A 22,432-nucleotide genomic window follows, 5' to 3' on the forward strand; every position below is an offset into this window, starting at 1 on the left:
TGTTGCCGCTGCAGCAACAACGCCCTCTCATTGGAGATGGGTAAAGCTTATGCGAGGCTTGGATACAGGAGGATAGGTTTTGTTTTATGCGCTCCCCTCTCCCTGTGGGAGAGGGGGCGGGGGTGAGGGCTTATCGGGCGCAAAACGATAGTGTGTTTTGGGGCTTAGGATAGGTCATAACTCCTTGCTAATTGGGAGTGTAAGCCCTCACCCCCTACCCCTCTCCCAGGGGGAGAGGGGAGATTCCATCTGGACCCATTTTGGTGGAAACGCTGTTTCACCAAAATGGAGTATCGAGCATGGCCGCGACATCTGGGTCGTCACGTGTCCGTTTTCTTCGAAAACGGATCGCGTCGCGACGCAGCAAAGCTGCGCACTTGACTACCCCGATGTCGCAAGAACAATTGAGGTAGAGGTTGGGTGACCAGAAGGGTCACCAAAGCGCTTCGAGATAAAAACCTAACCAAAACCACCGTCATCCCCGCCGGAGCGAAGCGCAGAGCGGGGACCCCGTTACGCAGATGCACATATGGGGAAAATGATCCCGGATCGGCTCGCGCCGTCCGGGATGACACCGTGAAAAAGGTTTTTATCTGGAAGGCTTTGGTGCAGGCTGTGCCTGCCCCAAAGGCCAAACTCAATTGTTGATGGGCGATTTGACGCGACAAATCGCCCGATCACGCTAGAGGAAGCGGTTGGGTGACCAGAAGGGTCACCAAAGCGCGTCCAGATAAAAAGAAGTCCGAAACAATGCCATCCCTGCCGGAAGGAAGCAGCAAGCGAGGACCGCCGCGAGATCACGATACTAAGCTGCCAAACGGGGGGATGCATGAGTCCTCCTAACAATGGTGGCGACGCGCTAGGCAAATCCACCCAATCTGCTTAGGGCAGGTGAGGCAGGGGGGAAGAAATAGATGACTATACTCGCGCGGGGCCTCATTTTGGTTTTGGGTCTTTTCAACTTCATTATCGGTTTGGGCTTTCTGCTGCAGCCAGCGAAACTCGCAGCAGCCTTCTTTTTGTCGCCTATGGGCAGTCAGGGTCTTGCGACCCTGCGGGCAGATTTCACAGGCTTCTTTATCGGCGCATCGGTCTTTGCGCTGTATGGAGCTTGGAAAATGCGGGCGGAGGCTCTCTTAGTTCCAATGGTGATGCTGGGCCTTGCCTTGGCGGGTCGGTTCCTCAGCCTCGCGCTTGATGGCATGGCCCCAACCGCGCCTGCCCCCATGGTGGTTGAAGCCGTTATGCTGGCGATTTTATTCTTCGGCTATCGCACGTTCCAGTCTGCAAGCCCAAAGGCTTAGCGGCAAAACACCCTGTCAGCTTGGACAGGCTGACTGGGGGATAGTTTCGCGTTCATCCTCACCCGTCTCGGCACATGCCAATCTTGGCGCATTGACCGAGGTGGGACAGCGATGAAGCCAGAAGAGAGATTTCAGTTGGATTGTGCCCGGGCACGTTTTGCCTGTGATGCCGCAGCCTTTGCGTTAGGGATAAGAGCCGACCTTCTCGTGCCCGATCGTGGCACGGCCCAGCACGCCTTTGCCCGGCAAGTGGCCATGTATCTAACCCATGTGGCCTTTGGGATGAGCCTGCACCGCGTGGCAGTCGCCTTTGCGCGCGACCGCTCGACCGTCGCGCATGCGTGCCATCAGATTGAGGACCGTCGTGACGATCCAAAAGTCGATGATATGCTTGATCAGTTGGAGGCGGCCCTGCGGGCGGCACCGGCCCCGCGCCTGACTTTCGACAAACAGGCCGCTTAGGCTTGGGAATTGGCCAAAGCGTCTTTGGCCACATCCTGCATGCGCAATGCCATCGCCTTGAGACCATTTGATCGCTGTGGCGTGAGCGCATCACCTAGGCCCAAGGCCTGAAACGCGGCTTGTGCGTCAAGTGCCAAAATCTCCGCGGCTGAACGACCCGAATAGAGTCGAACCAAAATCGCCAGCAAGCCTTGAACAATGGCGGCATCTGACTGGCCCCGAAACTCAATGAAGCCAGTTTCGGGATCTTTTGTCGACACAAGCCAAACCTGACTTGCACAGCCACGCACCTTGGCGACTTCCACCCGTTCGCTTTCGTCTAACGGCGGCAATGTGCGCCCCAAGTCGATGACATAGCGGTAGCGCTCCTCCCATTCGTCGAGAAAGGAGAATTCTTCGATAAGGTCTTCCAGCCGCGGGTCACTCATCTGTGGATTATCGAACTGTTTTGGCCATGCATTTGGCAATTTCACCTAAAGGATGTTCAGCCAAGCAAAAGGAGCGTTCATAGGGCTGTTTGGTGGCTGCATTGCACATTTGCATGTTCAGACGCGAGGAGTTCACGCAGCTAACCAGACGGGGATCGCGCATCAAGGCTTCGGTATCTTCGCGGCGATCGGCCGGCCCGCCAATTGCCGAAAGGGCTGCGAGCGAAACCATGCGATCAATCGGCGACCAAGCGCGAATAGGCTCGGCCAAATTGATCCCGTCTCGAGCCGATTGGGTGGACAGCCGCACGCTGCGCTGGAGGCTTAGGGTGCGCATTTGGGTTGATTGCGGTGACAAATTGGCTTCGGGCAGCGCCGAAAAGTTGATGGCAAGATCGGTTGCGGGCACCGGGGCGACCAAGGTGCGCAGGGCCGCATTGCGGGCTTTAGAATCCGCCGTGCTGACTTTTGCCCACGCATATTTCTGCCAATCATAGGCGGCCTGTTTGAAGGCATCGCCCTCTTCCTGAATCTTCGCGGCATCGGCCAAAAGGGCTCGTGCCGCAAGCTGGGCTGCTTGCTCCCCTCCGGGCAGGCTGCGCGCAAATGCAATTTCGCCGCGCAATTTGGCAATCAAGGCATCCCGGCCCATCCGCGCTTCTAGTTTGCGCACTTCGCCGACAAACTCATCCTGGGTCGCTGCCCAAGCCGCGCCATAAGCAACAATGCCAAGGGCCAACCGATCTGAATTGAGGTGGCGGGCAATACGCTCGGTGGATTGTGTCAGGGCGCGGCCTGTGGTGATGGACGCGACATTAAGGCCATCCACATCGGCGGCATAGGCAGCATAAAGAGCGGCATGGGCACCTAATGTGTTCGCCCCAGTTGGAAGGGCAAGGCCCACCGGGCCTTTCGGTGCGGCTGGGGCTGCAACGGCTTTGGTCGCCGCGGCCTTTTTGGCGGGGGCCTTGCGGGCAGGGGCCTTCTTCGCCGAAGCTTTGGTGGCGCTAGCCTTTGGACGTTGCTGGGCGGAGGCATCGACGCTAACGGCCAAACCTGCACTGACGAACAACGTCGCAACGGCACATGCGAGCCACTTTTTGCTCATTACCATCTCCTTTAAGCGCCCCACCGCTTGTCTCTACACCTTATGCCAGAGGGTGTCTGAATAAATCACAACCAAAATTACGCAAAAATTCCCAAACTTCACCAGTCACGCGAACTCAGGCGACTTTCTGATTACCTTCGGCTAAAAGCGGGTGTGGACGCGACACGACACTCAGATTTGGCTGATTCCAAAGTCGGCGGAAAGGCTTGGACCGTATCGGACCAACCCCTAACCCCTGCGCAATGGGCCAGCGGCAGCAGTGCGGCCTTGGCTGCGCTGGCTTTAGCCTATGCCATTTGGCTGGGTGAGGCGCGATTGCTGCTTGGCCTAGCCTGCGTCGCTATCTGCACCATGACAGCCTTTCTTGTGACCTCTTACACCCATCAAGCCCGCCAAGCGGTGATTATCCCCGTGCTCTGGGCGGGGGCTGCTTTGGGCTTAGGCAGTTTAGAGGGGGGGACGAATGGCATTGCCTTTGCCGCTGTGATTTGGCCTTTGCTTGCAGTTGGGGCCGCCGGGGTTGCGCTGATTAATGGCATTGCTGCTGCCCTGTGTGTGGCTGTCGCTTTACTGATCTTAGCGCCGCTCTTGCCCAGCAACGTCAATTTTACGGCTGGGTCCTGGGGCGCACTCATCCCAAAGCTTCTGGTGCTTTGGGCCAGTGCTGCTTTGGCTTTAGCAATCTGCGCGCGCGCAGGTGGTGTGATTGAACGGGTGCGGCGCGCAGCTCGCGACCAAGCAAAACAAGCTCTCGATAGCCGCGATGCGGCACAGGCTGAAACCCGGATGGCGCAAGCAGAAAACCATGATCGGGCCCGGTTTATGGCAGAGATGAGTCACGAAATTCGTACGCCACTCAATGCGATACTGGGATTTGCTGATACGATGCGTGAAGGCGTATTTGGCCCGCTGCCAAAGGGCTATGAAGATTATCCGGGTCTAATTCATACCAGTGGCAGCCATTTGCTCGATCTTGTTTCGGACTTGCTTGATATCTCGAAAATCGAAGCGGGCCGCTACGAAGTTCGACTGGAAGATATTCGCCTTGATCAATTTCTGTTTGAGGCGATTGCCCTTTCGAGTGGGGCGGCGCGTTCTGCGGGGGTGCAGATCCGCCATGAAGTTGGCCCCCCCATCAGCGTGCGGGCCGATGCGCGCGCGATGCGTCAGATTGCCTTCAACCTATTGTCAAACGCGATTAAGTTCACGCCAAAAGATGGCGCGGTAACGTTGCGAATTCGCCCCGATGCCGAAGGCAGGCAGGCCTGTTTGGAAATTGAAGATGATGGGGCTGGGATCAGTCCAGCAGACCTTGCCCGCATCGGACAGCCTTGGGCGCAAGGTGATAATCAAAGCCGCGCCAATAGCCGCGTGGTGCGTAGCTCTGGCTTAGGTCTGGCGGTGGTGAAGCGCTTGACCGAACTACAGGGCGGTCGCTTCTGGCTTGAGAGCACGCTGGGTAAAGGCACGATTGCAAAAGTCAGTTTGCCTTATGCCAATTCGGACAAGCCAAGGTCCTAAAACTCGGCAGCAAAGGTAAAGGCTGCGACCAAATCCCCGACTTCCACCAAAAGACGGGTCACCCCGCCCGAGCGATTGGTGATTTCAATCTCAAAGGTGTCGCGTGGATCGGCATTGAGAACGGCGCGTGTGGTTGCATCTGAAAAGACAAATAATGTCCCCGGTCTCGGACGTGATTCTACCCTAGCCCGGGTTGCCGCAGGCCGTCGCGAGGCAGCGACATGAATGGTCGTGCCATTGCGCAAAGGCGGGGAGAGGGTTCGGCTGGGCTGTGGTGGGCCAAGCTTGGTGAGGTCGCGCAAGAATAATCGTGCGCCGGAGGCATCGACATCCGGGGTCTCTACCGCAAAGCTTAAGCCTGCGCCGCTTGCCACCAGACCCGCGCGTGTGGCGCTGCCTGTGTCTTGAACGGCGCGCCAAATGTCTTTGCCACCGCGATCCACACGCCAAGCCCGGACCGGGCCCGCATAAGTACTGGTCAATTGAGCGCGCCAGCCCTTATGGGCCGCAATGATGCGTTGGGCTTCGGTCTGTACGGCAGGATCGCGACAGGCTTTGGCGGCTGCGGCTGTTTTGGCTTGGCTTGCGATTAAGTCGAGACGCTGCGTGCTGGATCCCGACCGCAGGGCAGCACCACGGGCTTGGGCGGTAAAGCCTGCCAAGGCGCGCCGTGGACCGCTTTCAAGAAGTTTGCAGCGTTCATCAATGGCGCGCATTGCCATGCGCTCCGCATAGCTGCGCTCTAGCCCATTGACTTGGGCGTGGCTGGCAACCGGCAAAAAGAGTGTCAAACACAGGGCGGCACGATGAAAGAAATTCATGGCACATATCTACAGTTGCCACTCTTTCACTTCGATTAAGCCCGGTGCACACAAAGCCATGAGCAGCAGTGATCTCCGCAGTGATATTTGGGTGCAAGCGCTTTTGCGCACAGCGCAGAGTCTTGGCGCTGCGGGTTTTGTCGTGCGGAAAGGGGATGAAACCGCAGGCGCAGTCTTGGTGAAAGTCGCGCGTCTGGATGGCACGGCGCGCTTACTCATTCCCGCACGCGATGGCGTTGGGGAGCGGATTTATCTTGACCTCACAGGTAAAACAGCGGGGCCAGACGAGCCCTCCATCGATGCTTATTTGTCTAAGCGAGCCTCTCAAGACCAGGACATTTGGATCGTTGAAATTGAAGACAAGCTCGGCAGAAGTTTTCTTTCAGAGCGCGTGGACTGATTATTAACCCAAGTGCTCTAAGCTTTTGTGCTCGACTGGAGACGTTTGGATGCTTTTTCTCTTCAATGACCGCGTTCTCATGCTAACGGGTAATGCCGACGCGGTGATCAATGCAGGCATTCCAGCAACGGCAGTCGCACGTTACACCCTCAATGATTCCATTTTGGCCGTTCAGACCGCGATCATGGAAATGCCAAACTTGGCATCAGAGGCCCCACAAAAGGCCGCCGCTTTGGCGTGGCTCATTGCCAGTCGTAGCGACGCCAATGCGATTTTGTTTATCGCGCCGCCAAAATGTCGACGTCCACAAGAAGTCGGTTTCCGATTGGCAACCGTTTCGTTGACAACATTGGGCAGTCTCAAAGCCCAACAGGATGCGGGCCGGTTGACGCCGGGCATCATCAATACCTCTGTCTGGCAATCTGCCGCGGCCTAAAGCAAAGCCTAGATTTCCTATTGCTCTAGGGCCTTTAATTGTGACATGGCCTCGGCTAGATGGGGGGCTCAAGGGCTTGAGCATTCAGGCCGTTTCCCGATTTACCCATTCGTCTTAGTCAGGCCCCAATCATGTCAGCCGAACTTGCGCGTGAAGTTAAGCGCCGTCGCACCTTTGCCATCATTTCCCACCCAGACGCCGGCAAGACCACGCTGACTGAGAATCTCTTGCTGATGGGCGGGGCCATTCGGGCTGCAGGGGCAGTCCGTGCCCGCGGCGAACAGCGTCGGACGCGTTCGGACTGGATGAAGATTGAGCGCGAACGCGGCATTTCGGTATCGGCGTCTGTGATGACGTTTGAGCATGATGATTGCATCATCAATCTGTTGGATACCCCGGGCCACGAAGACTTTTCTGAAGATACGTATCGCACGCTAACAGCTGCAGATTCGGCCGTTATGGTGCTGGACGCAGCCAAAGGGATTGAGCCGCAGACCTTGAAGTTGTTTGAGGTTTGCCGCCTGCGCGACATCCCAATCCTGACCTTTATCAATAAGATGGACCGCGAAGCTCAAGATCCGATGGAATTATTGGACGAAGTGGCTTCCAAGCTTGCACTGGACCCCGCGCCGATCTTCTGGCCGCAAGGCTCAGGCAATCGGTTCCGAGGTATGGTGGATTTGCGCAATGACCGCTTTACCGTTTTCCGTCGTCCACAAGTGGGCGATACGGGTCCATTGGTACATGATACCATGGACCTGTCGTCGAACGCGATCGCCGAAGTCTTGAACCAAGCAGAGATGGAAGAATTGCGTAGCTCGGCTGAGTTGGTGCAAGGTGGCTATCCGGCCTTTGATATTCAATCCTATCGCGAAGGCCATATGACGCCTGTCTTCTTTGGTTCCGCGCTGCGCCAGTTCGGGGTACGCGAGTTGCTGGATGGTCTGCGCGACTATGCGCCCTCGCCACGCGACCAAAAGGCGCTCGATAAAGGGGTTGAAACCCAAGTCCAAGCCGACCGCGAGGAAGTCACCGGGTTTGTCTTCAAGATTCAAGCCAATATGGACCCTGCGCACCGTGACCGCGTGGCGATGGTGCGCTTGGCTTCTGGCAAGTTTCAGCGTGGCATGCGGTTGAAAACAGGGTCTGGCAAGCAGATTGGCGTGCATGCGCCTTTGATGTTTGTGGGCCAAGACCGTGAGATCACCGATGAAGCTTGGGCGGGCGACGTGATTGGCGTGCCAAACCATGGTGTTCTGCGTGTTGGCGATAGTTTGTCGGAAACTGGCCAGGTGAAGTTTGCGGGCATTCCAAACTTTGCACCGGAAATCTTACGTCGCGCTTCGGTTAAAGATCCGCTGAAAGCCAAGCATTTGAAGAAGGCGCTGGAATCCTTGGCAGAAGAGGGCGTGACCCAATTGTTCCGCCCCCATTTTGGCTCAGACTTGATCGTGGGAGCTGTTGGGCCGTTGCAGTTTGACGTGTTGGTTGAGCGTCTGGCTGCCGAATATGGGCTGCAGGTCGTATTTGAGACCTGTTCCTTTAATGGTGTGCGCTGGATTTCTGCCGATAGCGCGGCCGATCTGGAGCAATTTGCCGATCGCAATCGCGCCGGCATGGGTACCGATTTAGACGGTGCAGACGTCTTCCTTGCAAAGAATGCATGGGAAATCGGCTATGTCGCTGAAAAATTTCCGAAAATCCGCTTCACCAATGTGCGTGAGCGGATGATCTAGGCGGCTTGGGCAGAGACGTTTGCCCGCAAACGCAAGAAGCGCAGCGCGCGCTGAGCGGCTTCTGGTGGCACATCATTATACATATTGCCGAGGATTTGGGCCTGACCCATGCCCTCATTGCCGAGCACCAAGACGGCAATAGTCACAAACAAAGCGCGCTCAAAATTGGCAGCCCGACACACCATGGCCATGGTGTCGATGTCTTTTTTCTCAAACAAGAGAGCGGTTTGATAGAAATCGAGGCCAGTGAAATCGCCGAAAGCGATCATGAATTTGGTCGATTCCTTGTTGCGCCACAGGGTCGGCAACATGGCGCGGTTAATCGCATTGGCAGCTTTTTGCTGGGTGAATTCGCGGTGCACCGTTTCAAAATCTGCTGGCAAGGTGCCGTTCACGACCGCAACACGTGTCTGGGCACGGCGCATGGCGCGCTCAACTTCTTCTTCGGTAAATTCTGAATTCCGCTCAAGAATCTCGCGCCGCATTGGGCCTTCTACGATCGTATAGAGACGGTTCAAATGCTCGGGCGAGATAACTTTGCGCTCGGCGATCGGGCGATGCAGATCAGGATTATTGGCCGCACGATCTACGATCTTATCAAAGGTCTCTTCAGAAACCTTGGCGGTTTGGTTGCTAACCAGAGAGGCAACAACCAAATCATTCCCGTGCGAGACGAGGGCATCGGACAATTCCTCACCCACATCTGGGCGCTGGGTCACGACCATCTGGTGCGCATGACCACGGGTTTCAACAACTCGGATCAGATCATCTTGGGTCAGAGAGGTCGACCGACGCAGGATCGGGCCCGCAATGCCAATTTCCTCATCATTCGCCATCATCACAGCAAGCGTGCGCGGCGCTTCGCCACCAGCAAAACGCTGGGCTAATTCTTTGCGGACTTCTGTATCCAGCTCATAAGCCACTTTAGCAATGAGATCGCCAAAGAGCTTGGTCTCAACTGGACTTTGGTTTTCCTGAGAGTCGAAGAATAAATCAGTTACTTCATTGAGCAGAACGCGACGTTTCTCGCTGGAGCTTTCGCTCGCAACCTCTAATAGCTTAGCGTATCTTTCGCCAACTTGCATCTCAGTTTCCCGTTTCTGCGTCTGTTCTACAGGATAAGCGTAAACATTTGGTGGTCAGAATTCATCAAAATGAAAGAACTTACCCGCCGGGACCACCGCCCAATCGGGGCTCGCGGTCAATGTAGGAAGGGTTACGGGCACGATTGCGCACTGCTTGGTTCAGGGCGCTTTGACGAGATGAGGTGGATTGCTCCGCCCGTGGCGTCCCCCGCGCGCCCTTTGGTTTGCTGGCGGGCTTTTGGGTCTCAGGGCTGTCAGATTCTTCTTCGGCACCGAGGCTCGACGGATTTGGCTCAAAGCCTCGGCTTGGCTTGGATGATCGCGGTTGCGGCGCTTGTGGCACAGGCACGGTTCCAGCCAAGGGGTCTGGACGCACTTCGCCATTGGCTGCAGCGCGTTGACGCTCTTGTTCAACCGCCTCCCACTCACGTTGGACCGCATAGGCAGGTTGACCCGTGGCGCGGGCGGAATTGATTTGGGCGCGCCGCATCGCAGCCGCATCGACCATGCCGTCAGATCCTCTAAACTTCGATAAATCAGTGGCTTGCTGGGCTGGTGCTGGGCTTTGCATCGGCGCGGCGGCTGGCATGGCTGGCGGTGCAGGCGGTGGCGTGAAGCTCATCTGTGGCGGATTGGGTTGCGCCATAGGTGGAGACATTGCGGCGGGAGCCTGCGGCATTTCAAAAGAGGCTTGCGGGGGTGGCTGCGGTGGCATGTCTCGCACGCTGATGCGGGGTGTACCGCGTGCGCCTGACCGGCTTTGGCTGGCTTCTACCGGTGCGGCGGGCCGTGGGGCCGCTTGGGGGGAAAACTCCATCCGCGCAGCAGGCGGGGCAGGGGGCGGAGCGATGGGTGCACCTTGATTGGAGCCAGGTGCAGGTTGGGGCGTGCGGGCGCGGGGGTCGAGCCAGGGCGCTGGGCGCACCTCATAATTGCTAGAGCCCTCACCATATCGCCCTGTTGGGGTTAAAACGGCTGTTCTGCGCGGTAAGCCTGATTCGAAGCCAGGTTGGCGCGCCGGGCTTAACGACTGCGACAGCGCACACATGCGTGGCGGTGGCCCCATTTTTTTCTTTGAGCGGCTCGTTGTTTCCCCCGTGGCGACGGCTCCGCCAAACGACCAAGACGCACACATTCTGTCGCTCGTACAAGCCTTTGCACAAGAATCAGCGTTTGCCGCAGGAAATTGTGAATAGGCGGCATTCTGGGCAAAACTGGGACCAGCAAAGGCAAAGGCCAGCCAGAAGGCGAAATTACGCGCACGCATACATTCTCTCCTAATATGGGAGGTATCGGTGCCGTGCGCCGGTTAAGGTAGAATTAAGTTTGGATTCAAATCGCAGATTTAGGCGTTTGCAGCCAAAGATTCTTTGAGTTCCAGCAGCGCCAGCCATTCATCTTCGTGCGCTTGTAGCTGAGCGCGGGCTTGCACGGCTTGTGCGGACGTTTTTTCAAACTTGGCCGGATCGCGACTGTAAAGATTGGGATCGTTGAGCGCTTCTTCCAATTGGCTGATGTGGGCCTCTAGTTTTGGGATCAAGCCTTCAAGCTCGCTCAATCGTCGCTCGTCCTTATAGGAGAGTTTCTTGGCAGCCGCCTTCACCACGGGCTCAAGGGCGGGTGCCGCGCTGGGCTTTGGCTTAGAGGCCTGCTGATGGCCCAGAATGGGGATGCCTTGGCGCATCAGATCGGTCCAGCCGCCCGGGGTCTCAATCCAAGTCCCGTCGCCCCGCGGCGCTAAAGTAGCGGTTACAACTCCGTCCAAGAAGGCCCGATCATGGCTGACGAGTAGGACCGTGCCGTCATATTCCGCCAGCATATCTTCGAGCACATCCAAGGTTTCCATGTCGAGGTCATTGGTCGGCTCGTCCAGCACCAACACATTGGAGGGCTTGGCCAAAGCGAGGGCCAAAAGGACACGGTTGCGTTCCCCACCACTGAAGGAGCCCACGGGTTGGCGCAAATGGCGGCTGTCGAACAAAAAGTCCTTGGCATAGGCGGCAACATGTTTGGGCCGCTCGCGCACCATGATCTGGTCTCCGCCTGCCGGAGCGAACGTATCCCAAAGTGTTGCTTTGGGGTCGAGGGCGGCACGTGACTGGTCGAGATAAGCGATGGTAAGGTTTTTACCCATCCGGGTTGTCCCCGTATCGGGCGCTAAGCTGCCAACCAGCATTTTGATCAATGTTGATTTACCCACGCCATTGGGGCCAACAATGCCTAGCCGATCGCCGCGGACAACCCGCAGATCGAGATTCTTAATAATGTCGCCACGGCCATCAAAGCCTTTTGAGACGCCCTTGGCTTCAAACACCAACTTACCTGATGTGGTGCCCGTATCGGCCTGAAGCGCGGCGGTATCCTTGCGTACCAATGCGGCTTGGCCTTTGCGGGCCTCACGCATATCCATCAGACGGCGGAGACGGCCTTCATTGCGGGTGCGGCGGGCTGTTACCCCGCGCGCCAACCAGCGGGCTTCATCTTCCAGCGTTTTGTCGAGCTTCTCCAGCGCTTTCCGGTCTTGTTCCTCAATACTGGCTGCCCAAGGCTCAAACTTTGAAAAGGGCGCATCAAGGCGCCGCACAATCCCATTGCGCAGCCACAGACAGGAGGTGGAGATGGCCGACAAAAACGCCCGGTCGTGGCTGACAACCAAAACTGCCCCAGAAAACTGCTTGAGACGTCGCTCTAATTCCTCAATGGCTGCGATGTCGAGGTGGTTGGTCGGCTCATCCAACATCAAAAGGTCGGGGTCGGCTGCCAAGGCGCGGGCAAGGGAAGCGCGGCGGGCCTCTCCACCAGACATGCCCGTGACCGGCCGATCAGGGGCAAGACCAAAACTATGCAGTTCTGCGGCTGCGGCAGCTAGGCGCGCGGCCTCGTCGCGGTCGTGGGGCACATCTTGTGCTGCCCATTCTAACAGGCTTGTCGCGCCACTAAAGTCTGGCTCCTGTGTCTGGGTTGCCGCATGGGTGCCATTCGAAACAACGCGTTCGCCGGAGTCATAATCAAGCAGACCTGCCAGCACCGCCATCAAGGTCGATTTGCCTGCACCATTCGCCCCGACCAGCGCTGCCCGCTCGCCACGGCGCAAAGTCAGGTCGACGCCTGAGAATACAGGCGCGCCGCCACGCTTCAGGGCAATATCCTTGAGTTGGATGACGATATCTCGGCTCATCCCTGGCAAGTGTCTGCGCTGTGGACGAAGGTCAAGGTCGCCGCGCAGATGTGGGCCCGATCCCACTGCGAAAGGCTAGGTATGGCCCTTGTGCGTGTTCACGATTTCGTGTTGCCTGACACAACGAAGTTCGTCAGTCAGAAAGCAAGCACCGTGTCTCTGCGCCACTCTATCCTATCGGCCTCCGCCTTGGCTTTGTCCCTATCTGCCACTTTGGTTGCGGGATGTGCCACCACCTCTGCGGCACAACCCGCAGCAGCACCGGCACCCGCATCCGCGGCAAAGCCGAAAGCTGCGCCAAAGCCCATCACGAGGGGCATGGATAGTCATAGTGCTTTGGATCCGTTTCCTTCAACCTACAGGCCTTTACCAGGTGTGCCGACCGCTATTGTCGGCGCGACAATCCTGACCGCTGCAGGCCAAGAAATTGACAATGGCACGATTGTTTTCTCAGAAGGCAAGATAGTGGCGGTCGGCACAGATATCGCCATCCCAGAGGGGGCAAAGCGCGTGGATGGGCGCGGCAAGTTTGTTACCCCCGGCATTATCGACATTCACTCGCATTTGGGCGTCTATCCCAGCCCCGGCGTTCAAGCCAATTCCGATGGCAATGAAGCCACCGACCCCAACACAGCTGAAGTGTGGGCGGAACATTCCATTTGGCCACAAGACCCCGGTTTCAATCGGGCGCGTGAAGGCGGCATCACTAGCCTATTGATCCTGCCCGGTTCTGCCAATTTGTTTGGTGGCCGGTCTGTGACACTCAAGAATGTGCCCGCCATCACGCAGCAGGGGATGAAGTTTCCAGGTGCGCCTTATGGCCTCAAAATGGCCTGCGGCGAGAACCCTAAGCGAGTGTATGGCTCGCGCTCGCGCGCGCCTTCAACCCGTATGGGCAATATTGCCGTGGCGCGCCGGGCTTGGATTGATGCGGCTGACTATAATCGGCGATGGCATGATTATCGGGCCAAGGTCGCCGCTGGCGAATCCGCCGGTGACCCGCCCAAGCGCGACCTCAAGCTAGAGACATTGGCTGGCGTGCTCAATGGCGATATTTTGATCCAGAACCATTGCTATCGCGCCGATGAGATGGCCCTGATGATCGATATGGCCAAGGAATTTGGCTATAAGATCACCACGTTCCACCATTCTTCTGAGGCCTATAAGCTGGCCTCTGTGCTGAAGGAGGAAGACATCTGCTCTGCTACCTGGGCCGATTGGCAGGGCTTTAAGATGGAATCGCTCGACGGCATTGCCGAAAATGCCGGTATCCTGCAGGCCTATGGGGCGTGCGCGATTATCCACTCCGATGACGCCACCATGATCCAGCATCTGAACCAAGAAGCGGCCTTGGCCATGGGCGCGGCAGCGCGCGCTGGTATTCCCGTGTCGCGTGTTGATGCTATCAAATGGATTACTGCTAACCCGGCGCGCGCGATGGGCATTGCGGCGAAAACGGGCACTCTGGAAGTTGGCAAGATGGCCGACATTGTGTTGTGGGACCGCGATCCATTCTCGACGTATGCCCTAGCCCAAACAGTCTATATTGACGGCGGCATCGCCTATGACCGTAACGACCCGGCCACCCACGCCCGGTCCGACTTTGACCTTGGTCGCCCCAGCTTGGAGCAAAAATAATGAAATCCGTTGCTCTAGCTCTCGCCCTGGCCGTGGCAGCCCCCGCAGCGGCAGTTGCTGATCCTATCGCCATCATCAATGCCAAGATCGAGACCGTGGGTCCAGCCGGCACCCTCTCGGCCGCGACGCTTGTGATGGATGGTGGCAAAATAATTGCCGTTGGCTCTTCGGTTGCCATTCCCAAGGGCGCACAAATCATCGACGCCAAAGGCGCAGTCGTTACGCCCGGTTTGGTAGCAGCCACGACCAGTCTTGGCATATCCGAAATTGAGCAGGTTCCCTCAACCCACGACGACGGGGCAGGGGGGCAGATTGGTGCCGCCTTTAATCCTGCTGCGGGCGTGAATCCCGACGCCCCCACAATTGCTCTTGCGCGCCTCAATGGTGTGACACGCGCCTTCCTCACCCCCGTCGCGGGTCGTTCTGGCAATGGTGCCCATGCCCATGACGACAGTGCCTTTGATACTGCAGGCGGGCATGAACAAGATGATCCAACCTTGTTTGCTGGCCAAAGCATCGGCATTAATTTGGCTGCCAATACGCCCGACCTGATCTTCAAGACCAATGCAGGTATGGTGTTGGAATTTGGCGAGTCGGCAGCAGCTGCGGCAGGTGGCTCGCGCGGGGCGTCTTTGATCATTCTCAAGCGCGTCTTGGCTGATGTGCGCCATTTTGCAGCCAACCGCGCCGCCTATGACAAAGGCGAGGGCCGTGACTTGATGGTCAGCCGTCTTGATTTAGAAGCTTTAGTGCCCGTGGTTCAAGGTAAATCGCCTCTCTTGATCCGGGTATCGAGCGCCAATGATATACGCCAAGTCTTGAAGCTGGCGAGGGAAGAAAAGCTTTCCGTGGTTTTGGAAGGGGCAGAGGAAGGCTGGCGGGTCGCGTCTGAATTGGCTGCAGCAAAAGTACCCGTGATCATCGACAGCCAAGCCGCTCTACCGGCAAGTTTTGAGACCTTAGGCACCCATTTACGCAACGCCCAAATACTTTTTCAAGCAGGCGTGCAGGTCTCGATCATGGGCAGCCGGGATTATAACAATTTGCGTCAAAGCCGGATGAATGCAGGCACCGCGGTGGCCCATGGCTTGCCCTATCAAGCAGCCCTTGCTGCCATCACTTTGAATCCTGCCAAGATTTGGGGCGCGGACCAAGAGATTGGCTCAATCGAGCCGGGCAAAGCCGCCGATGTGGTCATCTGGTCAGGAGATCCATTGGAAGGCCAAAGCTATCCAATTGCAGTCTATATAGCAGGCCAAGCCCAACCCATGACGAGCCGCTCTACCGAACTCGCCGCCCGCTACAAGCCCAGCACAGACAACATCGCGCGGCCCGCTTATCGGAACTAATGAGAGGATGTGGCGTTCGCTGGCAGACGCCAATCTGTCCCTTACTCCTTGCCGACAATAATTGGGGCAATTTGGTTCAATGCAGCCTTTGCATTGGTCAATGCCGCCTCGCGTGATTCTGCCATCGACTGAATTTCTAGCTTGTCGCCATTTTTGAAAAGCGACGTCATGCTAAGTCCAAATCTCCCGAAACCGGTGCTTGAAACCCATCCTACTGCACCGTTAATCGCTATAGCTTCGATGGAACAAGCGGGATCACGTGATTTGCATCCTGCTTCGATTCTAGCAATAGAGTTTTCCCCAGACCTGAAGCGGCCTTCTGCTCCATCGGTACTCTTACTCAAATTGAGATCAACGTTTTCCGTGCCTCGGCAATTGAGACAGGTGAAGCTAATTCGATCTGGTTTTACCCTTCGAACAAACCGCTTCCCTTCGACATTTAGACTAATTTCCTGAGCTTTATTAAAGCTGGCTATTGCAAAGCCCTTGGGCGGATCTGCAAGCGCAGGGAAGGCTGAAATTGCGTAAACCAAGCCAATTATTGCAGCAACGTACTTCATGTGCCCTCCCAAAGTTACTGCCAGTAGTAAAACACTATTTTAGGATGCGCACATCGTCAATTTGATTATGGCAAGCTACATTGTGATTCAAACCCTACCCCCATCACCGCACCGGCCGGGACCCAATTCGGCCGCCGCCTGTCGTTGCCGCTGGCGTGGGGCTTGCCTTTGCTGGGCCAGATTTGCCGCGGGCCAGTTTGCTGGCTTTGGGTTCTTCTTCAAACAATTCAGCCAGCTTATCGACGATGGCACCGCCCAATTGCTCAGCATCCACAATTGTCACGGCGCGGCGATAATAGCGGGTCACATCATGGCCGATGCCGATGGCGATTAACTCCACCGGGCTATAGTCTTGGATTTTGGCGATGGTGTCGCGCAAATGGCGCTCCAAATAGGCCCCGGAATTGACCGACAAGGTGCTGTCATCCACAGGTGCACCGTCTGAAATTACCATCAGAATGCGTCGCTGTTCGGGTCGAGCCAGCAGGCGATCATGGGCCCAATCCAAGGCTTCGCCATCGATATTTTCTTTGAGCAGGCCTTCGCGCATCATCAGGCCTAGGTTACGCCGCGCCCGGCGCCATGGGGCATCCGCACTCTTATAAATAATGTGGCGCAGGTCATTCAGGCGACCGGGATTGGCGGGCTTACCCGCCTTCATCCAATTATCCCGCGATTGGCCACCCTTCCAAGCCTTGGTGGTGAAGCCCAAAATCTCCGTCTTCACGCCACAGCGCTCCAGCGTGCGGGCCAGAATATCGGCGCAAATCGCGGCAATCATAATGGGTCTGCCGCGCATAGAGCCCGAGTTGTCCAACAACAGCGTCACGACCGTGTCGCGGAAGTTGGTATCATCTTCCATCTTAAAGGTGAGGGGGGCCAGAGGCTCTGTCACCACGCGCGACAAGCGGGCGACATCGAGCACGCCTTCTTCCAGATCGAACTGCCAGCTGCGGTTTTGCTGCGCCATCAGGCGGCGCTGTAGGCGGTTGGCCAGGCGGCCGACAACGCCTTGAAGCTGGGTTAATTGGGCGTCGAGATAGCTGCGCAAGCGGGCCAATTCTTCCCCGTCACACAGATCTTCGGCACCCACCGTCTCATCAAAGGCCTTGGTATAGATTTTATAAGCAAAGCCATCGCCGTCGCCGGGCTTGAAGTTTGGCCGTACGGGTGTGGTGCCTTCATCGACTTCGCTGTCATCATCATCGGGCTGATCGCTATCATCGGCCTCGACACGCACTTGCACATCTTCTTGCTCGCTGCCTTGCGACTCCCCGCGCTGGGTATCTTCTTGCTGCTCGCCGCCTTCTTCTTGTTGATCCTCATTCTGGCTGGGGTCGGGTGGGGGCTGGTCGGCACCATCGGGCTCCTCGCCATCCTCATCAGACGGATCAGGTTCTGCCCCCAATTCATCGCCCAGATCGAGGTCACGGATAAGGTCGCGTGTCACTTCCGCAAAAGCTTTTTGATCGCCTAAGCGTTCGATCAAGCGATCAATCGTGTCGCCGGCTTTGGCTTGCACTTCATCGCGCCATAGGTCTGCAATGCCGCGTCCGGATTCAGGGGGGGCAAGCCCGGTCAAGCGTTCGCGCAGCAACAGGCCCAACGCATCCGCCAACGGCGCGGTTTGCCGGTCGGTCATGCGGGCATAGCCCTTTTTCTCGCACGTCTCGACCAAAGCCGCCGTCAGATTTTGTGCCACACCCGGCATAGCCAAAGCACCAATCGCCTCAATGCGGGCTTTCTCAGCGACTTCATACAGGGCACGCGCACGCGGGCCTTCGGGCATAGCGGCATGGTGGGCGGCTAAATCATGGTGGGCGAGGCGCAGCGCCGCCGCATCGGCATGGCCGCGCAGACGCGAAACCTCCTGCTCACCCAAGGCGCGCGCCGGATGGGGCAAGCCAATGCGATTACCCGAGACGCTGGGCCCATCGGCAGAGAAGCTTACTTCGACTTCCTCAGTACGCGACAAGGCGCGCGCCGTGTGGGTGATGCCACGTTTGAAAACGTCCTGAGGGGTTTCTTTGCTCGCCATAATAAGACTGACATAAGCCGGAGCATTAGGCCTGTCACGCCTCTATGTGCGTTGATTTCAGTAGGTCGCGATTCTTTTGTTAAACTTTTACAATACCAATCCCCAACGCCTTCGCCGCCGTCTGCATGCGAAGATCGAATGTGAGAATTGGCAGGCTTTCACCGGCGGCAATGGCAAGATGCAATGCATCGCCACTGCGAACCCTTAAATTGGCTTGATTGGCAAATATCGCCGCGCGCTGGAACGCATGCTGGTCAACTTCCAATACTGAAAAGCTTCTACGCACAGCGCTTCCAAAGGCAGCGAGCGCTTCGGCCCGCTCTAATTCAGTAATGGAACCAGTTTGGAGTTTGCCTGCCATGGCTGCAGAGAATTCAGTTATGCACCAACGGCTGATGCTCAAATTTTCGGTGCGTTGCTGAGATATCCACTTCTGAGCTGAAAACGTCATTGGTTCATTGGACCAGAGCGCAACCAAAACTGAGGTGTCGAGATAGATTTTCAATAGCGCTCCTCATTGCGCATATCTTCAACAAAGCTGCCGGGATAAGGCTTCATCTTACTTGTCAGGGTTCGCATCCTTTCAAGATCAAGTTTTTCCTTTGGAAGGTCTGGTGTCACAATTTTCGCAATCGCTTTTCCACGTCGTGTGATCATCACTTCTTCTCCAGCTATAACAGCATCCAGAATCTCGGACAGTTTTGCTTTGGCTTCGGCCACACTCACACGTTTCATTGGCTTCCTGACCATTTAGATAGTCATCTATAACACATCTTCTTTCCCCGAGCAAAACAAAAAGGGCCACCTGTGGGGTGGCCCTTCGTGCAATCATGAGAAGGCGAAAGCCGTTTAAGCTGCCTTCTTCGCGGCCTCACCACCGAAGCGGCCATAGAAGGTTTCACCGTTTTTCGCCATGTCTTTCAAGAGCTTGTTGGGCTTAAAGCGGGGGCCATATTTCTTGGCCAAGCGCTCGGCTTCGGCAACGAAATTGGCGATGCCGATGCCATCCATAAAGCTGACCGTGCCACCCGTGTAAGGGGCAAAGCCCCAGCCAAGGATGGAGCCAATGTCGGCGTCCCGCGGGTCGGTGATGACACCTTCTTCAAAACACCGCGCGGTTTCCAAGGCCTGACGATAAAGAAGGCGGTTCTTATATTCCTTCACCATGGCAGGGTCGGCTTCATGAATCTTGGTTGGTACGACCGAGGTCAGGCCTGGCCAAATCGCCTTGGTGCCGTCTTCCTTATAATCATAGAAGCCCTTTTTATTCTTGCGGCCAAAGCGACCAAGGCCTTCGACCATTTCTTCAATGATCAATTGGCTGGGTGTGGCCACCCATTTGTTGCCAAGGTCTTTTTTGGTTTGCTGGGCGACCTTATAGGCGAGGTCGAGCGCGACTTCGTCTGCCATGGACAAGGGCGGCACGGGCATACCGGTCATGCGGCCCACATTTTCAATGATGGCTGGCTTGATACCTTCTGCCAGCATTTCTTGGCCTTCTTGTACATAGGTGCCAAAGCAACGGCTGGTGTAGAAGCCGCGGCTGTCATTGACCACGATGGGGGTCTTTTTGATCTTCAGGACGTAATCGACGGCCTTAGCCAAGGTTTCTTGCGTGGTCTTTTTGCCCATGATGATTTCGACCAGACCCATTTTGTCGACCGGGCTGAAGAAGTGCACGCCGATGAAATTCTTGGGCCGCTTGGATGCGGTAGCCAAGCTGGTGATGGGTAGGGTGGAGGTGTTAGAACCAAAGACAGCGTTCGGGCCCATCATGGCTTCGGCCTTTTGGGTCACATCGGCTTTGATTTCGCGGTTTTCAAACACGGCTTCGATGACCAAGTCTGACTTTTTGACATGGGCATAGTCGGTGGTTGGGGTGATGAGGGCCAAGACGGCATCGGCTTTGTCTTGGGTCATTTTCCCGCGCGAGACGGCCTTGTCGAGCAGCTTCTTGGAATAATCCTTACCCTTCTCAGCCGCTTCTTGGCTTTGGTCGATCAGGACAGTTTCAATGCCTGCCATCGCCTGCACATAGGCAATCCCGGCACCCATCATGCCTGCACCCAGAACCGAGACCTTCTTGATCTCATATTTGTCAAAGCCTTGGGGGCGGTTCGCACCTTTGGCGAGGGCTTGGGTCGATAAGAAGAGCGAACGGACCATGGCCTTGGCCGAAGGGCTGGCCATATTCTTCAAGAAATAGCGGGTCTCGATGCGCAAAGCCGCGTCGATGGGCACTTGCACGCCTTCAAAAACGGCGCTCATGATCGCTTTTTGGGCGGGGTAATTGCCATAGGTCGTCTTGGACAGCATGGCATTGCCGCCAACAAAGGTCATGCCGCCACCGGGAGAATAGGGGCCGTCTTTGACGCGATAGCCCTTAACGTCCCAAGGCGCGACCGCGTTCGGATTGGCCAGTACCCAAGCTTTGGCTGCAGCAACGGTTTCACCCGCTGGCACAACGGCCCCGACAACGCCTTTCTTCAAGGCTTCTTGTGGGTTCATGCTGGTGCCTTGCAACAAATGTGGCATGGCATTCATGACGCCAATGAGGCGCGGCAGGCGCTGTGTCCCGCCTGCACCGGGCAGCAGGCCGACTTTGGCTTCTGGCAGACCGAATTGGATTTTTGGATTGTCGGCTGCCACGCGGTAATGGCAGGCCAAAGCGATTTCTAGACCGCCACCCAGTGCCAAGCCTTCCAACGCACAAGCCACCGGCTTGCCGCAGGTTTCAAGCGCACGCAGCGAACGATTAAGGCTGAAGCCTTGTTCGAACGACTTCTTCAGCTTTTCATCTTCTGACAATTTTGTGTCGGCATCCATGCTGCCGCCACCGATTTCGCCAAGGTCTGCCCCTGCGCAGAAGCCATTGTCTTTACCGGAATAAAGCACAGCCCCTTTGATGGCATCATTGCGCTTAATCTCGGCGACCAATTCGCCCATTTCCTTCATGACGCCACCGGTGATGGTGTTCATGGTCTTGCCTGGAACATCAAATGCGATGTGCAACACACCATCGGCATCGAGGTTGGTTTTGAAATTTTCCATATGCGTATCTCCAAAATTCCGGGTCTTGGCCTCGCCTCTCGGTCGGGCGTCGGCCAGCAAGCGGGCAACCAAGCTGCCCGCGTCACAGGTCAGGTGGGCTTAAACCCGCTGGATGATGGTGGCAGTGCCCATGCCTGCGCCGACGCACAGGGTGATGAGGGCCGTTTCTTTGCCAGTTCGTTCCAACTCGTCGAGCACGGTGCCGAGGATCATGCCGCCGGTGGCACCCAGGGGATGGCCCATAGCGATCGCCCCGCCGCACACATTGATCTTGTCGTGCGGGATGTTGAGCGCTTGCATGAAGCGTAGAACAACCGAGGCGAAGGCTTCATTGAGTTCATAGAGATCAATGTCTTCTGGCTTCATACCGGCTTTTGCCAGTGCCTTGCGGGCAACAAATTCTGGGCCGGTCAACATGATCGAAGGCTCTGACCCGATTGAGGCCATGGCGATGATTTTGGCGCGTGGCTTCATGCCCGTTGCCTTGGCCATCTTCTTATTGCCGATCAAGACCGCTGAAGCGCCGTCCACAATGCCCGAGCTATTGCCCGCATGGTGCACGTGGTTGATGGTTTCCAATTCCGGATAGCGTTGTTGGATGATGGCATCAAAGCCCGGCATCATGGTGCCTTGGGCAATGAAGCTGGCGTCCAGCGAAGCAAGGCTCTGCATGGTGGTGTCAGGGCGCATATGCTCGTCATGAGCGAGGATGATGGCACCCATTTGGTCCTTCACGGGCACGATGGACTTAGCAAAGCGGCCTTCTTTCCAAGCCGTCGCCGCGCGCTTTTGGCTTTCGACCGCATAGGCGTCTACATCATCACGCGAGAAGCCATATTTGGTCGCAATCGTGTCGGCACCAATGCCTTGGGGGGCAAAATAGGATTTGATGGCGATGGAGGGGTCAGAGGCCCAGGCCCCACCATCAGAACCCATGGGCACACGGCTCATGCTTTCCACCCCGCCACCAATCGCCATGTCAGCTTCACCGGAAATGACTTTGGCTGCTGCCATATTGCAGGCTTCCAAGCCCGAGGCGCAGAAGCGGTTGATCTGCACGCCAGCGGTGGTTTCCGCATAATCGGCGTTCAGCACCGCGATGCGGGCGATATCGCTGCCTTGCTCGCCAACTGGGCTGACGCAGCCGAGGACGACATCATCGACTTTAGAGGTGTCTAGATTGTTGCGGTCTCGAATGGCCTGTAAGGTTTGGGTGGCTAAGCTCAAGGCTGTTACTTCATGCAACGACCCGGTATTGCGACCTTTACCCCGGGGGGTACGGACTGCGTCATAGATAAATGCTTCGGCCATTTTGGC

The 22,432-nt window shown here is 56.7% G+C and carries 20 protein-coding genes; 8 read left to right on the forward strand and 12 right to left on the reverse strand.

Going from position 1 to position 22,432, the window contains the following annotated elements; genetic code table 11:
* Nucleotides 1-914: 914 nt before the first annotated feature.
* Both B7364_RS05445 and B7364_RS05450 read left to right on the forward strand, forming a co-directional pair.
* Nucleotides 915-1,304, forward strand: a complete 390-nt coding sequence (locus B7364_RS05445; RefSeq protein WP_085338922.1) for a DUF4345 family protein — start codon at nucleotides 915-917, stop codon at nucleotides 1,302-1,304.
* A gap of 111 nt (nucleotides 1,305-1,415) precedes the next feature.
* A complete protein-coding gene (locus B7364_RS05450) occupies nucleotides 1,416-1,766 on the forward strand; it encodes a helix-turn-helix domain-containing protein (RefSeq protein ID WP_085338923.1) in 351 nt (116 codons plus the stop codon).
* Here B7364_RS05450 and B7364_RS05455 read toward each other — a convergent pair.
* Both B7364_RS05455 and B7364_RS17835 read right to left on the reverse strand, forming a co-directional pair.
* Nucleotides 1,763-2,194: a SufE family protein gene (locus B7364_RS05455; RefSeq protein ID WP_085338924.1), complete on the reverse strand. Its 432-nt coding sequence runs from the start codon at nucleotides 2,192-2,194 to the stop codon at nucleotides 1,763-1,765. The two genes, B7364_RS05450 and B7364_RS05455, sit on opposite strands and share 4 nt — an antisense overlap.
* A gap of 7 nt (nucleotides 2,195-2,201) precedes the next feature.
* Entirely contained in the window at nucleotides 2,202-3,302 is a 1,101-nt protein-coding gene (locus tag B7364_RS17835) for a hypothetical protein (RefSeq protein ID WP_085338925.1), read from the reverse strand.
* Between the two features lie 177 nt (nucleotides 3,303-3,479).
* Here B7364_RS17835 and B7364_RS05465 point away from each other — a divergent pair, with 177 nt between their 5' ends.
* The gene (locus B7364_RS05465; RefSeq protein ID WP_157893520.1) at nucleotides 3,480-4,823 is read left to right on the forward strand and encodes a sensor histidine kinase; all 1,344 of its coding nucleotides are present in this window, start codon (nucleotides 3,480-3,482) and stop codon (nucleotides 4,821-4,823) included.
* Here B7364_RS05465 and B7364_RS05470 read toward each other — a convergent pair.
* Nucleotides 4,820-5,644, reverse strand: coding sequence for a hypothetical protein (locus B7364_RS05470; protein WP_085338927.1), 825 nt, complete (start codon nucleotides 5,642-5,644; stop codon nucleotides 4,820-4,822). The two genes, B7364_RS05465 and B7364_RS05470, sit on opposite strands and share 4 nt — an antisense overlap.
* A 58-nt stretch (nucleotides 5,645-5,702) precedes the next feature.
* On the opposite strand from B7364_RS05470, the gene B7364_RS05475 reads away from it, so the two are divergent.
* The 3 genes from B7364_RS05475 (at nucleotide 5,703) to B7364_RS05485 (ending at nucleotide 8,216) form a co-directional block, all read left to right on the forward strand.
* The gene (locus B7364_RS05475) at nucleotides 5,703-6,044 is read left to right on the forward strand and encodes a DUF1491 family protein (RefSeq protein WP_085338928.1); all 342 of its coding nucleotides are present in this window, start codon (nucleotides 5,703-5,705) and stop codon (nucleotides 6,042-6,044) included.
* Nucleotides 6,045-6,093: 49 nt separating this feature from the next.
* Complete coding sequence (locus B7364_RS05480) at nucleotides 6,094-6,480, forward strand: hypothetical protein (RefSeq protein ID WP_085338929.1); 387 nt, start codon at nucleotides 6,094-6,096, stop codon at nucleotides 6,478-6,480.
* A gap of 131 nt (nucleotides 6,481-6,611) precedes the next feature.
* Nucleotides 6,612-8,216, forward strand: coding sequence for a peptide chain release factor 3 (locus tag B7364_RS05485; protein ID WP_085338930.1), 1,605 nt, complete (start codon nucleotides 6,612-6,614; stop codon nucleotides 8,214-8,216).
* Here B7364_RS05485 and B7364_RS05490 read toward each other — a convergent pair.
* From B7364_RS05490 to B7364_RS05500, 3 genes are all read right to left on the reverse strand, one after another.
* Nucleotides 8,213-9,301, reverse strand: coding sequence for a DUF2336 domain-containing protein (locus B7364_RS05490; protein WP_085338931.1), 1,089 nt, complete (start codon nucleotides 9,299-9,301; stop codon nucleotides 8,213-8,215). The two genes, B7364_RS05485 and B7364_RS05490, sit on opposite strands and share 4 nt — an antisense overlap.
* A 79-nt stretch (nucleotides 9,302-9,380) precedes the next feature.
* Nucleotides 9,381-10,568: a hypothetical protein gene (locus B7364_RS05495; protein ID WP_085338932.1), complete on the reverse strand. Its 1,188-nt coding sequence runs from the start codon at nucleotides 10,566-10,568 to the stop codon at nucleotides 9,381-9,383.
* A 78-nt stretch (nucleotides 10,569-10,646) separates the two neighbouring features.
* Nucleotides 10,647-12,488, reverse strand: coding sequence for an ABC-F family ATP-binding cassette domain-containing protein (locus B7364_RS05500; RefSeq protein ID WP_106407570.1), 1,842 nt, complete (start codon nucleotides 12,486-12,488; stop codon nucleotides 10,647-10,649).
* A gap of 144 nt (nucleotides 12,489-12,632) precedes the next feature.
* Between B7364_RS05500 and B7364_RS05505 the strand changes: the two genes are divergently transcribed.
* Both B7364_RS05505 and B7364_RS05510 read left to right on the forward strand, forming a co-directional pair.
* Nucleotides 12,633-14,117 carry an amidohydrolase gene (locus tag B7364_RS05505; protein ID WP_408606325.1) on the forward strand — a complete coding sequence of 495 codons (1,485 nt, stop codon included), beginning with the start codon at nucleotides 12,633-12,635 and terminating at the stop codon, nucleotides 14,115-14,117.
* Nucleotides 14,117-15,466: an amidohydrolase family protein gene (locus B7364_RS05510; protein ID WP_232780818.1), complete on the forward strand. Its 1,350-nt coding sequence runs from the start codon at nucleotides 14,117-14,119 to the stop codon at nucleotides 15,464-15,466. The genes B7364_RS05505 and B7364_RS05510 overlap by 1 nt, the downstream gene beginning before the upstream one ends.
* A 41-nt stretch (nucleotides 15,467-15,507) precedes the next feature.
* Here the strand turns inward: B7364_RS05510 and B7364_RS17840 are convergent, their stop codons facing one another.
* From B7364_RS17840 to B7364_RS05535, 6 genes are all read right to left on the reverse strand, one after another.
* Entirely contained in the window at nucleotides 15,508-16,026 is a 519-nt protein-coding gene (locus tag B7364_RS17840) for a hypothetical protein (protein WP_157893521.1), read from the reverse strand.
* A 103-nt stretch (nucleotides 16,027-16,129) separates the two neighbouring features.
* Nucleotides 16,130-18,064 (reverse strand): cobaltochelatase subunit CobT, encoded by a 1,935-nt coding sequence (gene cobT / locus B7364_RS05515; protein ID WP_085338936.1) that lies wholly within the window; start codon nucleotides 18,062-18,064, stop codon nucleotides 16,130-16,132.
* Between the two features lie 79 nt (nucleotides 18,065-18,143).
* A complete protein-coding gene (locus B7364_RS05520; protein WP_106407567.1) occupies nucleotides 18,144-18,569 on the reverse strand; it encodes a type II toxin-antitoxin system VapC family toxin in 426 nt (141 codons plus the stop codon).
* Nucleotides 18,566-18,799, reverse strand: coding sequence for a type II toxin-antitoxin system Phd/YefM family antitoxin (locus B7364_RS05525; protein ID WP_085338937.1), 234 nt, complete (start codon nucleotides 18,797-18,799; stop codon nucleotides 18,566-18,568). The genes B7364_RS05520 and B7364_RS05525 overlap by 4 nt, the downstream gene beginning before the upstream one ends.
* 114 nt (nucleotides 18,800-18,913) lie before the next feature.
* Nucleotides 18,914-21,115 carry a 3-hydroxyacyl-CoA dehydrogenase NAD-binding domain-containing protein gene (locus B7364_RS05530; RefSeq protein ID WP_085338938.1) on the reverse strand — a complete coding sequence of 734 codons (2,202 nt, stop codon included), beginning with the start codon at nucleotides 21,113-21,115 and terminating at the stop codon, nucleotides 18,914-18,916.
* 99 nt (nucleotides 21,116-21,214) lie between these two features.
* On the reverse strand, nucleotides 21,215-22,426 hold the full coding sequence (locus B7364_RS05535; protein ID WP_085338939.1) for an acetyl-CoA C-acetyltransferase: 1,212 nt from the start codon (nucleotides 22,424-22,426) through the stop codon (nucleotides 21,215-21,217).
* Nucleotides 22,427-22,432 lie beyond the last annotated feature (6 nt).

Source organism: Aquidulcibacter paucihalophilus (genome assembly GCF_002105465.1).
GTDB lineage: Bacteria > Pseudomonadota > Alphaproteobacteria > Caulobacterales > Aquidulcibacteraceae > Aquidulcibacter > Aquidulcibacter paucihalophilus.

Coding starts and splice junctions, on each gene's coding strand:
- B7364_RS05445 (WP_085338922.1), top strand. CDS start 915: ATGACTATACTCGCGCGGGGCCTCATTTTGGTTTTGGGTCTTTTCAAC.
- B7364_RS05450 (WP_085338923.1), top strand. CDS start 1,416: ATGAAGCCAGAAGAGAGATTTCAGTTGGATTGTGCCCGGGCACGTTTT.
- B7364_RS05455 (WP_085338924.1), bottom strand. CDS start 2,194: ATGAGTGACCCGCGGCTGGAAGACCTTATCGAAGAATTCTCCTTTCTC.
- B7364_RS17835 (WP_085338925.1), bottom strand. CDS start 3,302: ATGAGCAAAAAGTGGCTCGCATGTGCCGTTGCGACGTTGTTCGTCAGT.
- B7364_RS05470 (WP_085338927.1), bottom strand. CDS start 5,644: ATGAATTTCTTTCATCGTGCCGCCCTGTGTTTGACACTCTTTTTGCCG.
- B7364_RS05475 (WP_085338928.1), top strand. CDS start 5,703: ATGAGCAGCAGTGATCTCCGCAGTGATATTTGGGTGCAAGCGCTTTTG.
- B7364_RS05480 (WP_085338929.1), top strand. CDS start 6,094: ATGCTTTTTCTCTTCAATGACCGCGTTCTCATGCTAACGGGTAATGCC.
- B7364_RS05485 (WP_085338930.1), top strand. CDS start 6,612: ATGTCAGCCGAACTTGCGCGTGAAGTTAAGCGCCGTCGCACCTTTGCC.
- B7364_RS05490 (WP_085338931.1), bottom strand. CDS start 9,301: ATGCAAGTTGGCGAAAGATACGCTAAGCTATTAGAGGTTGCGAGCGAA.
- B7364_RS05495 (WP_085338932.1), bottom strand. CDS start 10,568: ATGCGTGCGCGTAATTTCGCCTTCTGGCTGGCCTTTGCCTTTGCTGGT.
- B7364_RS05510 (WP_232780818.1), top strand. CDS start 14,117: ATGAAATCCGTTGCTCTAGCTCTCGCCCTGGCCGTGGCAGCCCCCGCA.
- B7364_RS17840 (WP_157893521.1), bottom strand. CDS start 16,026: ATGAAGTACGTTGCTGCAATAATTGGCTTGGTTTACGCAATTTCAGCC.
- cobT (WP_085338936.1), bottom strand. CDS start 18,064: ATGGCGAGCAAAGAAACCCCTCAGGACGTTTTCAAACGTGGCATCACC.
- B7364_RS05525 (WP_085338937.1), bottom strand. CDS start 18,799: ATGAAACGTGTGAGTGTGGCCGAAGCCAAAGCAAAACTGTCCGAGATT.
- B7364_RS05530 (WP_085338938.1), bottom strand. CDS start 21,115: ATGGAAAATTTCAAAACCAACCTCGATGCCGATGGTGTGTTGCACATC.
- B7364_RS05535 (WP_085338939.1), bottom strand. CDS start 22,426: ATGGCCGAAGCATTTATCTATGACGCAGTCCGTACCCCCCGGGGTAAA.